This window comes from Desulfovibrio sp. 86 (assembly GCF_902702915.1).
GTDB lineage: Bacteria > Desulfobacterota > Desulfovibrionia > Desulfovibrionales > Desulfovibrionaceae > Desulfovibrio.
The window spans coordinates 1,095,244-1,108,219 of the sequence record NZ_LR738849.1 but is presented as its reverse complement, the minus strand read 5'-3'; the positions used below and the strand labels follow the sequence as shown (position 1 = coordinate 1,108,219).

Here is a 12,976-nt window from a genome sequence, read left to right as displayed (position 1 = left end):
GGTGCGCACGGGCGCGCCGAAGATGTTTCGCGGGCAGTATGCCACAGGAGGGCGCAAGGAGCAAAGGACGGTCTGCGGCCTGGGCGCAGGCGAGGGCAGAGATGTTTTTAAATGGCGTGATGGGGAAAGATTGATGGCAAAGGATGCCGTCTCAGGACACCCGTGTCAGAGAAGAAAACTCGGTGAGTTGCACCCCACTGCAATAAGAGTTTTAGGGGGTGGGGGCGTGGGGGAGGAGACCCTTTTGCAAAAGGGTCCCTCCCCCACAAAGCATTTCATCCAGACCTTTCACCCAGCTTACGCGCCCTCGGCGGCTCTGGCCGCCTCGTCGGGGTACAGTGCCTCGATGCCCGCCAGAAAGTCGGTGTAGCGTCCTTGCACAATGGCCTGTCGCGCGTTGCGGGCAAGGTCGAGAAAATAGGTCAGGTTGTGCAGGGAGTTGAGCCGGAAGGACAGCAATTCCTGGCTGGCGTACAAATGCCGCAGATAGGCGCGCGAAAAGGTGCGGCAGGTGTAGCAGTTGCAGTTGGGGTCCAGGGGGCCGTCGTCTTCGGCGAACTGCTTGCGCCTGATGTTGATCTTGCCCTGCGAGGTGTAGAGCGTGCCGTTGCGGGCATTGCGGGTGGGCAGCACGCAGTCGAACATGTCCACTCCGGCGTTGATGCCGTTGGCGATGTCCAGGGGCGTGCCGACGCCCATGAGGTAGCGGGGCTTGGATTCGGGCAGCAGGGGAGCGGTGTGGTAGAGCAGGTCGTACATCTGCGCCTTGGGTTCGCCCACGGAAAGGCCGCCGATGGCGAATCCGTCAAAATCGATGCCGCAGAGTTCTTCAACCGAGCGTTTGCGCAGGTCTTTGTGAAAGCCGCCCTGTGTGATGCCGAACAGCAGATTGTGTGCCGTGCCCGCAGGGTAGGCCGCTCTGGCGCGCTTGGCCCAGCGCGTGGTAAGGGCCAGGGATTTTTCGGTATAGTCGTAGTCCGCGCCAAAGGGCACGCACTCATCCAGCACCATCATGATGTCCGAATTGAGATTGCGCTGGATTTGCAGCACTTTTTCGGGCGTGAAAAGGTGGCGTGAGCCGTCAAGGTGGGAGCGGAACTCCACCCCTTCTTCACGGATTTTGCGCAGGGAGCTGAGGCTGAAAACCTGAAAGCCGCCGCTGTCTGTAAGAATGGCGCCGGGCCAGGAGGCGAATTCGTGCAGGCCGCCCCGCCGGGCCACAAGATCGTCGCCGGGCCGCAGGTACAGGTGGTAGGTGTTCCCCAGGATGACAGGCGCGCCAATGGCCGCCAGATCGTCGGGCGCAATGGCTTTGACCGAACCCACTGTGCCCACGGGCATGAAGATGGGCGTAGGGATGACGCCGTGAGCCGTGCGCAGGAGTCCTGCCCGTGCGGCCCCGTCCCTGTGTTCTATGGTAAAGATGGAATCAGACATGCCGCGCACACTATATGCAAGCGGCGTCGGATGCAAGGGGGCGGCGGGTTGCGGCGACCGGCCGGCGCGGTTGTGCGGGCGGAACCGGCAGGCTGGCGCTGGCGGAGATGGTTTGACAGAAATCGAATAACTGCATAAAAAAACAAGTATCCGTAGGCATACGGAGGCCACTTTGCACCAGTTATGGGAAGTCCCCAGCGCGAGGAAGGAGAATGCTTTTTTTTAGCCGCTTTATGCGCCTTCCCGGCCAGAAGACCGCCCCGACGCACAGGGCCTCGGTCGTGGCCTTGTTGCGCGCGGCCCTGGCGCACCATGTCTGCGTGGAGGTGCTGTTCACTGACCGCAACCGTCAGATGGACAATGTGTACTGCCGCATCATGGCGCTGTATGACAAAAGCCTTCGGCTCATGTCCGCCACCAAGTTTTTGCCGGACGCGCTCAACGGCGAACAGTGCCTGCTGTATTTCAATCTTCCTCGCGCGTTCCTCGTCAATATATTAAAGATGTCGCCCGGGCAGGCGCGTGCCGGTTTTTTGTGCAAGACCCGCATTATCCATAATCATCTGGAACCCGAAAAGCGCTTTTGCGAAATTGAGGTCGCCATACCGCAGGCATATGTGCAGCGCAGCCTGCGCAAGCACGAGCGGGTCTTTCCCTCGCAGGGAATGGTGAAGACCGTGGATTTGTGGCTGCGGGGCAAACTGCCCAAACATTGGCGCGAACTGGGGGCTGCGGACTTTATTTTCAGAGCGGGCGAGCCTTCACGGCTGAAACTCGTCAATATTTCTGCCAGCGGGGCACGCATTGAAGTTGAAGAAGTGGAAGAGAGCGAACGCTACCGCAGACTTACAGGAACGCAAATGCTGCTCTGCGTGGTGCTCAGCGGGCCGGGGCGCAAGCGTTGCGTTGCGCCTGTGGTCTGTCACTGTGTGGAAAGCCTGTACAGCGGCACCTTGCGGCGGCTTTCTCTCCGCCTGCGCTTTATTCAGGTATGGCAAACAGATGGCTGTGGTCACGGCGCGTGGGACAGGGTGGCCGAGGACGGCGTGGCGGCCCTGTGCGACTGGATCAACAACGATTTTTGCCTGCTCACCGAAAAACCCTCCCGATGTCCCTGATTTTTCAGGAAAGCACTGATTAGAGCAATTTGGAAACGCGCAGTTGTTTCGTTTGGCAAGGCGCGATCTTTCTTTGAAGCAGGAGTGGACTCTTCCGTCCTTGACTGTTTCAAAAAAAGTGAAGCAACACCGCCCAATGGAATAACTCAGCTTGATCTGCGTCTGCCCGCATCACCCGGCTTTGAGCCATGCCCGCAGCGCCCGGTAGTCATTTGCGCCGCCGGGGCTTGACAGCGCTCATGCCGGGCAGTATACAACTCGTTCCTTGCTCGTACCCGTGTGTGCGGGCTGTCAATCCAAAAGGAGAACCACAATGCGGAAATTTGAAACCCTGCTGCTCCTTTCACCGGAGCTTTCCGCCGAAAACCGCGAGGGCATCGTAAACACCCTCACAGCGGTTATCGAGCGTGAAAAGGGCGCCATGGAAGAAGTGGACAACTGGGGCATGCGCGATCTCGCCTACCCGGTGCGCAAGCTGATGCGCGGTTACTATGTGCGTCTCGTGTACCAGAGCCCGGCTACCCTGGTGGCCGAACTGGAACGCAACATTCGCATGACTGACGGCATCTTTAAGTTTGTGACCGTCAAGCTGGCCGATGAAGTGGCCGGGGAGGTTGCATAAATGGCGTTCAAGAAAAAATTTGCCCCTCGTCGCAAGTTCTGCCGCTTCTGCGCAGACAAAGACCTGCCCCTGAACTACAAGCGTCCTGATATCCTGCGCGATTTCATCACCGAGCGCGGCAAGATCATCGCCCGTCGCATCACTGGCACCTGCGCGCACCACCAGCGCCTGTTGACCCGTGAAATCAAGCGTGCCCGTCAGATGGCCCTGCTCATCTACACCGCTACGCACGATTCCGGCGTCAAGAAAAAGAGCAACATCTAGGAGGCGCATATGAAACTGATACTTCGCGCCGACGTAGAAAACCTCGGCAGTCTTGGTGATGTGGTTGAAGTCAAGCCCGGTTATGGCCGCAACTTTCTGTTGCCCCAGGGCCTGGCCATGGTGGCCTCTCCGGCCAATCTGAAAGTTTTTGAGCAGGAGCGCAAAAAGCTCCAGGCCCGCATGGATTCCCTGCGTGGCGAAGCTCAGGAAATGCAGGCTCGTCTTGAAGCCCTTGAAGTGGTTATCACCATGCATGTGGGCGACAATGACAAGCTGTACGGTTCCGTCACCACCACCATCATCGGCGACGCCATCGCCGCCCTTGGTGTGGATGTTGACCGCCGTCGCATTCTTATGGACGCTCCTATCCGCACTCTGGGCGAACACCCGGTGCGCATCCGTCTGCACCCCAGCGTTGTCGCCGTGGTGCCGGTGAAGGTCGTGTCCGACCATCAGTCCTTTGAAGAAGAGCCCGCTCCTGCAGCTCCCGCTGAAGAAGCCGAGGCCTCCGAATAGGGGATGTAGTGGTTTCCCACGGTGATCATGGCTCCGCCCCCGGCCCCGAGGCCGGGGGCGCGCCTTTTGGGCAGAACGGCGCTGGCCGTGGCTCAAGGGGCGGACAGCAGGGGCAGGGCGGCTTCAAGGGCCGCCAGGGCAGCGCAGCCGACAGGGCCGAGGCCGATCTGCTGCGCCGTGTGCCGCCCCACAGTGTGGAGTCGGAGCAGGCCGTTCTTGGCGGCGTGCTCATGCGCCCCCAGCTCATGCACTCCATTGTGGACCAGCTGGCGGCCGAAGATTTTTATCTGCCAGCCCACGTCACCATCTACAACGCTTTTCTCGAGCTTTACCGCAAATCCGCGCCCATAGACCTGCTGTCCACGGCAGAAATGCTCAAGAGCCGCAGCGCCCTTGAAGAAGCGGGCGGCGCCGTCTATCTTGGCGATCTGGCCCAGGCTGTCGTGTCGGGAGCCAATGCCGAATACTACGCCACCATCGTGCGCGACAAAGCCTTGCAGCGCGGCCTCATTGAAGCCTGCTCGGGCATTATCACCAACTGCTACGACGCCTCCCTTGAAGTGGGAGCCCTGCTCGACGAGTCGGAGCAGGCGGTTTTCGCCATTTCGCAGCGCACCTCCGGGCGCGACTTCACCCCCACGCGCGAACTGCTGGACAAGGTTTTTGACAACCTGTCCCGACTGGCCGATGCCAAGGACGTCATCACCGGCGTCACCACAGGCTACACCCGGCTGGACAAGCTCACCGCCGGGCTTCAGGCTTCGGACCTCGTCATCGTGGCTGCCCGCCCCAGTATGGGCAAGACGGCCTTTGCCATGTGCATGGCCCTGCACGCCGCCGTGCGCCAGAACGTGCCCGTGGCCGTGTTCTCGCTGGAAATGAGCAAGGAACAGCTCATGCAGCGCATGCTGGCCGTGTGGGGCAAGGTGGATCTTTCCAAGCTGCGCCGGCCGTCCCTGCTCACGGACGAAGACTGGCAGCGCCTGTACACCGCCGCGGACGTGGTGGCCCGCGCACCCATATTTATTGACGATACGCCCGCCCTGACCACGCTCGAACTGCGCGCCCGCGCCCGCCGCCTCAAGGCGGACAAGGGGCTGGGCATGGTGGTGGTGGACTATCTGCAACTCATGCGCACCAGCCGCCGCACCGATTCACGCGAACTGGAAATTTCGGACATCTCCCGTTCCCTCAAGGGGCTTGCCAAGGAAATGCAGGTGCCTGTGGTCGCTCTTTCGCAGCTCAACCGCAAGGTCGAAGAGCGCAGCGACAAAAGGCCCATGCTTTCGGACTTGCGTGAATCCGGCGCCATCGAGCAGGACGCCGACGTCATCATGTTTGTCTACCGCGACGACGTGTACAAGTTCGTCAAACCCGCCGAACGCCCGCCACAGGGCGTGGCTGAAATCATCATCGGCAAGCAGCGTAACGGCCCTGTGGGCGTTGCCGAACTCATGTACCTGTCGCCCTACACCTCCTTTGAGGATATGGCCCCCGACTGGTCGCCGCCCCCGTCTGAAGGCGGCTAGGCAATGTCGTCACGAGCGCCTTTTCAGGCATCGCTTCGTCGAATTTCGCTTTTTATTCCGGTCGAGTACCATCAGAGTACACTCCCTGCATAAAAGGCTTGTTCTCCTTGATATGACTGAAAATTCATCTCGTGACCACACTGTCTAGCATCCCTCAGGATTAGAGCTTTTTTGTGGGGGAGGGACCCTTTTGCAAAAGGGTCTCCTCCCCCACACCCCCTCCCCCTAAAATCCTTATTTGTCGCGCCGTGAGTGCTGATATGCCCCGATCGGGACCGGATTTCAGCGCTGGCCCCTTTCGGGGTCCGTGCGGCTCACGGCTGGTCGCCTGCAAATCTATTGACTCTCAAATCCAGTCACTTTCAAAGCTGGCACTTTCAGAAGTGATCACTTGCAAAGCTGATTTGGCCAACCCCTCCAGTGCTTCTCACTCACATTCCAGCCGGGCTTCTTCCGGCTCTGTCCAAGGCCTCGCGCGGCAGGGCATTGCGCCGTTGCCCGCCACGCACAGCGCACCGTACACGGATCTGCGCGTGCCGCGCGGCAAGCCCCGTATCTTCCGCTCAATGGGCTTGCGGCAGCACAGACTGGCGCAGTAGTTGAGGGACAAAAGTTACGGGAGGAGTTTGTGGACGCCTGCTAGCAAAAGCCTTTGCCAATATTGCGCATATTTTCACACAATATTTCCGGAATTTATCAACACGCTATCAGTGCGCAAAAAGAGTATTGTGCGGCCTGTTTATCCACACAATGCATGCTGCTGCCGTACCTGGGGATCTATATCCAATGTAATTACTCTGATTTTAAAGCGGCACTACCTTGAGGTGTAGGGTGGTGCGCCGGGTGTTGCAGAAGCATCAAATGCTTAATAGCCTGTCAATATTGAATATCTTTTTTTAAAAACTTCCTGTAATTTCCGCATATCACAGAATTTATCACGCAAAAAGCGCGCAATGCCAACTTTTTTTTGTACTTTCGTTGACAAGCTCGAAAAAGCGTGTTTCTGTGATTGCCATGTGCCGCGTACCGGTAATACGTTTTACTGGATGGGAGCGCGGGAAGATTGTTTTTTTTGTGAGGGTGTTTCATGTCCAAGTCCATTTATGTCGGGAACCTTCCCTGGTCCGCTACTGAAGAACAGGTTCAGGATCTTTTTGCCGAATACGGCAGCGTTCTGTCCGTGAAACTCGTTAGCGACAGGGATACCGGCCGTGCCCGTGGCTTTGGCTTTGTGGAAATGGAAGACGGCGAAGCCGATTCCGCCATTGAAGCTCTTGACAACTTCAGCTTTGGTGGTCGCACGCTGCGCGTCAACGAAGCCAAACCCAGGGCTCCTCGCCAGCCCCGCTACTAGGACTAGGCAACGGACCTTAACGCCCCTGTAACCGGGGCGTTTTTTGTCCTGCGCACAGTCTCGCCGTTAAGGCCCTGCGCCATTGGCACAGGCTTGCCCGCGCGGCACAGTTTAGGGGTTCACTTTAAGTGCGGGCCCGGCAACTCCCTGAATGGTTTGCCCCTTCATGGGTTTGACGAGCCCGCTCACAGTGTTGCGGGGCGCTTGAGGCTCCCGCACGTCAGCCTGTCCGCAAACCTGTCGGCCTGATCTGGTCGCACAGGGCATCTCTTGATTTGTGCGCTTTTTCATCACGCGCGCCGCTATAACAAAACACCCTTTGGGCTTGTGCCCGCAACGGTTGAAGACGCCCCTCCGGCACTTGCGTCCGTCTTTTCGCCCGCCTGTCAGCGAATCTGTCCGCCTGCCGGTCTTTCTGCCTGGCCGTCTGTCTGGCCGTCTGTCTGGCCGTCTGGCTTTCTGCCTGATGGCCTGGCCGTTCGCCTGATACGGTTGCCATTTCTTTGTCCGCCCCGCCTTGCCGAGCGCTGTAATTTTTGCCATTATGGGGCATGACGCTTCCGCCGGATCAACAGACCACCAACTGCAATCTTGCCCGGCGCAACAATCCTTGAGGAGGCAGCATGCTCAACCCCAAACAATGTGTGCTTTACAGCGGCGGCGCCGCCGGAACCGAACAGTTTTTCGGCGCTCTTGCTGAAAGCTGGGGCATGGAAGAAGTGAACTACGGCTTTGAGGGACATCAGACCGAACGCACGCGGGGTGTACGTGTGCTGACTTCTGAGGAACTGGCCCTCAAGGATGTGAGCCTTACCTATGTTTCGCGCCTCATGAACCGCGAGTACACGCGCGCGCCCCTGTTCCGCAAGGTGTTGCAGTCCATATGCTGGCAGGTCAGCAGCGGCGAGCAGGTCATTGTGGTGGGTGCGGTGCAGCCGGACGGCACGGTCAAGGGTGGAACCGGATGGGGCGCGGAGTTTGCCAAGATCTGCAACAAACCCCTGCTGGTTTTTGACCAGCCCCGTAATGCCTGGCTTGACTGGCAGAAAGACAAATGGGTGCAGGTGGAAAATCCCACCATCGAGTTTGCGCATTTTGCCGCCACAGGCACACGTTTTCTTGAGGATAATGGCCGCGTAGCCATTCAGAATCTTTTTGCCCGCTCGTTTACGCGCTAGAGCATGAAAACTTTGAAATGTGATGCATTTCAAAGGTAATCTGCTTTAGAACCTGTTTTTTCGCCCGGCCCGGTATTCCGGGCCGGGTCAGCGCCACGCCAGTGGACACAGACCGGCTGCCGCGCCATTAGTCGCGCGGCTTCTTCATTCCTCCCGGAGAATTCATGAGCCATCAATTCAGTCCAGAAGAACAGGCGGTCCTGCGCATTGTGCAGGATAATCTGCCCGACAGTCTCACACCTTACGCCGATTTGGCGGAACAGGCGGGAATGACCGAAGCCCAGGTGCTTGAGCTGCTTGGCCGTCTCAAGGAATCCGGGGCCATCCGCCGTTTTGGCGCGAGCATCAAGCACCAGAAGACCGGCTGGACGCACAACGCCATGGTCGCCTGGAAGGTACAGCCCGAACAGGTTGAGGGCTGCGGCCGCAAAGTGGCCGAGCACACCCATATTTCGCACGCCTACTACCGTCCGAGCGCCGCCGCCGACTGGCCCTATGAGCTGTATACGATGATCCACGGGCGCAGCGAGGCCGAGTGCCTGGGCGTGGTGGAAGACATCATGAAGATGACTGATCTCAAGGAGCACGCCATCCTGCGCAGTCTCAAGGAACTGAAAAAAATTTCTATGACGTACTTCGCCTGAAGGAGACCAGAATGGATACGATTTCGCGCCAGCTTTTTGAAAAGGCCCAGGTGGTCATTCCCGGTGGCGTCAACAGCCCCGTGCGGGCCTGCCATAATGTGGACAGCCACCCGCTCTTTATCGCCGAAGCGCACGGTTGCCACCTGACCGACGTTGACGGCCGTCAGTACATCGACTTCGTGCTTTCCTGGGGGCCCATGATACTTGGGCATGACGAACCCTCCGTCACCCGCGCCGTGTGCGACGCCGCCCATCGCGGCACCAGCTATGGCGCTCCCTGCCCCGACGAGGTGGCCCTGGCCGAAGCCGTGGTGGCCGCCATGCCCGGCCTTGAAATGGTGCGCATGGTCAATTCCGGCACAGAGGCCACCATGAGCGCCCTGCGTCTGGCCCGCGCCGCCACCAAGCGCGACAAAGTGCTCAAATTTGTGGGCTGCTATCACGGGCATGCCGATCCCTTCCTGGCGGCCGCCGGTTCCGGGCTGGCCACCTTCTCCATTCCCGGCACGCCCGGCGTGCCTGCGGCTGTGGTGGCCGACACCCTCCTTGCGCCGTATAATGATCTGGACGCGGTCAAGGAATGCTTCGCCCAACACGGCGGAAGCATCGCCGCCATCATTGTGGAACCCGTGGCAGCCAATATGGGCCTTGTGCTGCCCAGGCCCGGCTTTCTCGAAGGGCTGCGCGCCATCTGCGACCAGTACCAGAGCCTGCTCATCTTTGACGAGGTCATCACGGGCTTTCGCGCGGCATTTGGCGGGGCGCAGGCGCGCTTCAAGATAGATCCCGACCTCACCACCTTTGGCAAGATTATCGGCGGCGGCCTGCCCGTTGGGGCTTTTGGCGGCAAGCGCCGTTATATGGAGCTTGTGGCTCCGCGCGGCGGCGTGTATCAGGCGGGCACCCTTTCGGGCAATCCCCTGGCCATGGCCGCTGGCCTGGCCACGCTGGCCATTCTCCAGAAGTCGGACTACGCCGCCCTTGAAGAGCGCACCCGCAAGTTCGCCTTCAGCCTGCGCGACATCATTGCCGCCAAGGGCGTTCCCTTGCAGATGCCGACCCTGGCCTCCATGTTCTGCCCCTATTTCAGCGAACATGAAGTGACGGATTTCGCCAGCGCGCAAAAGTGCGATCAAAAGCTCTTCACCTCGTTTTACAAGCAGATGCGGGCACAGGGCATTTACCTCGCGCCTTCAGGCTATGAAACCGGCATGGTGTCCTTCGCCCACACGGACGATGACTTCAACAGAACTCTGGATGCGGCCCGCAAGGTCATTTTTTAAGCGGAGCCTTTCAGTGTTCATGGCCGACAATGACGGCACTGCCCAGAGTGCCGTTCCTGCCAGCCATGAGCGCAAGCATGTCAAGTTCCGGCCTGCTTGCGCGGGCTGCTCTGCATCCGGCGGCCGGGGTTCCGGCAAGGACTCCCGGCCGCGGTCACTGCGTCACACGGTGCATTCTTTCATGCCACAGGCCGCACCCATCAAGCCATGTGTGGCGGCAGACCGCCGGAGGCATTTGTGCACCCCGCTTTAGAAAAAAATTCTCTTGCCTGCTATGCCCTGAGCGCCTCTGCCTTGCCTTTGGCGCGGCGACTCAAATCCCTGCTGGCCGGAAAGCCCTGGACTGTTCCCAAGGGGGGCCGTCTGGCGGAATGCCAGATCTTCGCGCCGGAGCGCTTTTGTCCCACAGGCGCGCAGGCTTTTGCCCGGCTGGGCGAACTGCTTGCGTCAACCTACAGGCAGCATGCTGCGCACGTCTTTATCGGAGCCACGGGCATTGCCGTTCGCGCCCTGGCCCCCCTGCTTGTGCATAAAAGTGAAGACCCGCCGGTTCTGGTGCTTGATGGGGCGGGCGCCTTTGTCATCAGTCTTCTTTCCGGTCACTGGGGCGGCGGCAACGAACTGGCCCGCCATGTGGCCACGCTGCTCCGGGCGATTCCGGTCATTACGACGGCCTCCGACGTCGCGGCGGAAGAGGACGCGGCTCCGGAACCGGCTGAAAGCGTAAAGCCCGCCGCGCCTTCCGGCTATCAGCCCCATGTGGACGGTGACCACCCCCTGGCCCTCGATCTTTTGTTGCGCGATACAGGACTGCGCATTGTAGACTGGCAGCGCCTGCCGCGCGCGCAGGCCGCGCTGCTGGAAGGCGACAGTCTGGAAGTGTGGGATCCCTGCCACGCGGTGCCCGCGCATCCCGCGCTCAGACCCGTGCCCTGCGAGGCCGAAGCCGCCGCGCCGCCGCCGTCTTTTCTGGCAGCCAAGCGCGAAGCGCATGCGCCGCCCCGTCTGGCTGCGCACTGGCGTCGTTTGCCGCTCTCGGAAGGACTGCTGCGAGTGGCTGTGCCGCGCCTGTATGTGGGCCTGGGCTGCCGCAAGGATTTGCCCTCGGGAATGGCGCAGGCGGCTTTGCATGAATTTTTTGAAGTCCACGGCCTGGAGGTGCAGGCCATAGCCGCCCTGGGCACGGTGACCGAAAAGTTGAAGGAGCCTGCCCTGCGCGAGCTGGCCTTTCGGCTCAATGTGCCCCTTCTGGGCTTTGATTCCGCCCGCCTGGCCCAATGCCCGGTGCCCAACCCTTCCGAAGCGGCGGGGCGGCGCTTTGGACAGCCACCCTTCAGCGTGTGCGAGGCTGCGGCCCTGCTGGCCGCCAGTAAGGAAAGCGGCGCAGGCGAAGCGCGGCTTCTGGTGTGCAAGGCTATTTATCAGTCACAGCTGACCATCGCCGTGGCGCTGGCCCCTGAAGCAAAAAACACCGCCGCCGACCCTGAAAAAGATACTGAAAAAGAGTAGGTCATGACTCAAGCTGCCAGCCTTCACGTGGTGGGCCTTGGCCCCGGCCATGCCGACTGTCTTACGCCCCAGGCCCGCGCCGTTCTGGAGCAGGCCCAGTGCGTTGCGGGCTATCATCTGTATATGGATCTGGTTCCGCCGGAGCTGCTTGAAGGCAAACAGCGCATCAGCACGGGCATGCGGCATGAAATTGAACGCTGCGAGGCAGCGGTGGACGCCGCTCTTGCCGGGCAGGCCACGGCTCTCGTCTGTTCGGGCGATCCCGGCATTTATGCCCTGGCCGGACTTGCCCTTGAAGTGCTGGAATCCCGAAACCTCGTGGGCGTCGTTCCCTTCGGCGTCGTGCCGGGGGTGCCTGCCGTATGCGCTGCAGCGGCCCTGCTGGGCGCTCCCCTGACGCACGATTTCGCCTGCATCAGCCTGAGTGATCTGCTCACGCCGTGGGAAACCATTGTCAAAAGACTTTCCGCTGCCCTTGAGGCTGATTTTGTCTGCGTCATCTATAATCCCCGGTCCAAGGGCCGCCCCGGCCATCTGGACGCCGCCCTGGCCCTGGCCCGCCGTTTTCGTGAGCCGCAGTGCCCTGTGGGCCTGGTGCGTCAGGCTTACCGTCCGGAACAGAGCGTAAGCGTGCACAGGCTGGACAGCTTTGATGCAGCACAGGTGGATATGCTTTCACTGCTGATTATCGGCAACAGTGAAAGCAGATCGATTGAGTCATATATGCTCACACCACGGGGATATGCACGCAAAAGGCAGCCAGGAGCGGACAAATAACTTGAAAATGTATTCCACGGTGCCCATTGACACGCCGCCATGCTGGCCGTAAGCTCGCAACAATTCTCAAGTGTCGTTTTTTTTACCATGGAGGACTGTCGTGAAAAAATCCCTTGCTCTTACCTGTATGTTGGCCCTGCTCTTCGCTGTAAGCGCTTGGGCCGCTCCCGCTGTGCCTGATAAACCGCTGGAGATCAAAGGCTCTCAGAAGACCGTCATGTTTCCCCACGCTCCTCATTCCAAGGTGGAATGCGTGACCTGTCACCACCCTGTTGACGGGAAGGAAAGCTTCGCCAAGTGCAGCAACGCTGGCTGCCACGATGACCTGACCGGCAAAAAGGGCGAGAAGAGCCTGTACTACGTGATCCATACCAAGACCGGACTCAAGCACACCAACTGCATGGAATGTCACACCAAGACCGTGGCCGAAAAGCCCGATCTCAAGAAAGACCTGACCGCTTGCGCCAAGTCCAAGTGCCATCCGTAAGCCTGGTATTTGTTCCGGCCTTGTAGAGTCTTTTATACGCTTTGTATCTCTTTTGGCCGGGCCTCAGATAAAGGCGGCGCAAGCTCTGCTTGCGCCGCCTTTTGTTCGTCGTGGGAGAGGGAATGTTTTGTGGAGGGGGAGGGGAATGCTTTGTGGGGGAGGGACCCTTTTGCAAAAGGGTCTCCTCCCCCACGCCCCCACCCCCTAAAACTCTTGTTTTAGAGCATGTTAACTTTGAAAAAGGTAAATGCTCTAACG

General features: G+C 59.8%; 13 protein-coding genes. 12 read left to right on the top strand and 1 reads right to left on the bottom strand.

Translation table 11 applies throughout. From position 1 onward, the window contains the following. Positions 1 to 297: 297 nt before the first annotated feature. Entirely contained in the window at positions 298 to 1,437 is a 1,140-nt protein-coding gene (gene tgt, locus DESU86_RS04795; RefSeq protein WP_179980002.1) for a tRNA guanosine(34) transglycosylase Tgt, read from the bottom strand. A 212-nt stretch (positions 1,438 to 1,649) separates the two neighbouring features. Between tgt and DESU86_RS04790 the strand changes: the two genes are divergently transcribed. From DESU86_RS04790 to DESU86_RS04735, 12 genes are all read left to right on the top strand, one after another. Beyond that, positions 1,650 to 2,555, top strand: a complete 906-nt coding sequence (locus tag DESU86_RS04790) for a hypothetical protein (protein ID WP_179980001.1) — start codon at positions 1,650 to 1,652, stop codon at positions 2,553 to 2,555. A 313-nt stretch (positions 2,556 to 2,868) separates the two neighbouring features. Continuing rightward, positions 2,869 to 3,177, top strand: a complete 309-nt coding sequence (gene rpsF, locus DESU86_RS04785; protein ID WP_179980000.1) for a 30S ribosomal protein S6 — start codon at positions 2,869 to 2,871, stop codon at positions 3,175 to 3,177. Then, positions 3,178 to 3,441, top strand: a complete 264-nt coding sequence (gene rpsR, locus DESU86_RS04780; RefSeq protein ID WP_179979999.1) for a 30S ribosomal protein S18 — start codon at positions 3,178 to 3,180, stop codon at positions 3,439 to 3,441. Between the two features lie 9 nt (positions 3,442 to 3,450). Further along, positions 3,451 to 3,957, top strand: a complete 507-nt coding sequence (rplI, locus tag DESU86_RS04775) for a 50S ribosomal protein L9 (RefSeq protein WP_179979998.1) — start codon at positions 3,451 to 3,453, stop codon at positions 3,955 to 3,957. Positions 3,958 to 3,965: 8 nt separating this feature from the next. Continuing rightward, positions 3,966 to 5,486 (top strand): replicative DNA helicase, encoded by a 1,521-nt coding sequence (gene dnaB / locus DESU86_RS04770; RefSeq protein WP_232088265.1) that lies wholly within the window; start codon positions 3,966 to 3,968, stop codon positions 5,484 to 5,486. Between the two features lie 1,087 nt (positions 5,487 to 6,573). After that, positions 6,574 to 6,840: an RNA recognition motif domain-containing protein gene (locus tag DESU86_RS04765; RefSeq protein WP_022659825.1), complete on the top strand. Its 267-nt coding sequence runs from the start codon at positions 6,574 to 6,576 to the stop codon at positions 6,838 to 6,840. Positions 6,841 to 7,463: 623 nt separating this feature from the next. Further along, a complete protein-coding gene (locus DESU86_RS04760; protein ID WP_179979997.1) occupies positions 7,464 to 8,018 on the top strand; it encodes a hypothetical protein in 555 nt (184 codons plus the stop codon). A gap of 164 nt (positions 8,019 to 8,182) precedes the next feature. Next, the gene (ahbB, locus tag DESU86_RS04755; RefSeq protein WP_179979996.1) at positions 8,183 to 8,662 is read left to right on the top strand and encodes a siroheme decarboxylase subunit beta; all 480 of its coding nucleotides are present in this window, start codon (positions 8,183 to 8,185) and stop codon (positions 8,660 to 8,662) included. Positions 8,663 to 8,673: 11 nt separating this feature from the next. Further along, positions 8,674 to 9,945 (top strand): glutamate-1-semialdehyde 2,1-aminomutase, encoded by a 1,272-nt coding sequence (gene hemL / locus DESU86_RS04750; protein WP_179979995.1) that lies wholly within the window; start codon positions 8,674 to 8,676, stop codon positions 9,943 to 9,945. A gap of 237 nt (positions 9,946 to 10,182) precedes the next feature. Beyond that, a complete protein-coding gene (locus DESU86_RS04745; protein ID WP_232088264.1) occupies positions 10,183 to 11,454 on the top strand; it encodes a cobalt-precorrin 5A hydrolase in 1,272 nt (423 codons plus the stop codon). Positions 11,455 to 11,457: 3 nt separating this feature from the next. After that, entirely contained in the window at positions 11,458 to 12,231 is a 774-nt protein-coding gene (cobJ, locus tag DESU86_RS04740) for a precorrin-3B C(17)-methyltransferase (protein WP_179979993.1), read from the top strand. Between the two features lie 100 nt (positions 12,232 to 12,331). Continuing rightward, positions 12,332 to 12,718: a cytochrome c3 family protein gene (locus DESU86_RS04735; protein ID WP_179979992.1), complete on the top strand. Its 387-nt coding sequence runs from the start codon at positions 12,332 to 12,334 to the stop codon at positions 12,716 to 12,718. Positions 12,719 to 12,976: the final 258 nt, after the last annotated feature.

Excerpts from the sequence above, each read along its gene's own strand:
- tgt (WP_179980002.1), bottom strand. The coding sequence starts at position 1,437 with ATGTCTGATTCCATCTTTACCATAGAACACAGGGACGGGGCCGCACGG.
- DESU86_RS04790 (WP_179980001.1), top strand. The coding sequence starts at position 1,650 with ATGCTTTTTTTTAGCCGCTTTATGCGCCTTCCCGGCCAGAAGACCGCC.
- rpsF (WP_179980000.1), top strand. The coding sequence starts at position 2,869 with ATGCGGAAATTTGAAACCCTGCTGCTCCTTTCACCGGAGCTTTCCGCC.
- rpsR (WP_179979999.1), top strand. The coding sequence starts at position 3,178 with ATGGCGTTCAAGAAAAAATTTGCCCCTCGTCGCAAGTTCTGCCGCTTC.
- rplI (WP_179979998.1), top strand. The coding sequence starts at position 3,451 with ATGAAACTGATACTTCGCGCCGACGTAGAAAACCTCGGCAGTCTTGGT.
- DESU86_RS04765 (WP_022659825.1), top strand. The coding sequence starts at position 6,574 with ATGTCCAAGTCCATTTATGTCGGGAACCTTCCCTGGTCCGCTACTGAA.
- DESU86_RS04760 (WP_179979997.1), top strand. The coding sequence starts at position 7,464 with ATGCTCAACCCCAAACAATGTGTGCTTTACAGCGGCGGCGCCGCCGGA.
- ahbB (WP_179979996.1), top strand. The coding sequence starts at position 8,183 with ATGAGCCATCAATTCAGTCCAGAAGAACAGGCGGTCCTGCGCATTGTG.
- hemL (WP_179979995.1), top strand. The coding sequence starts at position 8,674 with ATGGATACGATTTCGCGCCAGCTTTTTGAAAAGGCCCAGGTGGTCATT.
- cobJ (WP_179979993.1), top strand. The coding sequence starts at position 11,458 with ATGACTCAAGCTGCCAGCCTTCACGTGGTGGGCCTTGGCCCCGGCCAT.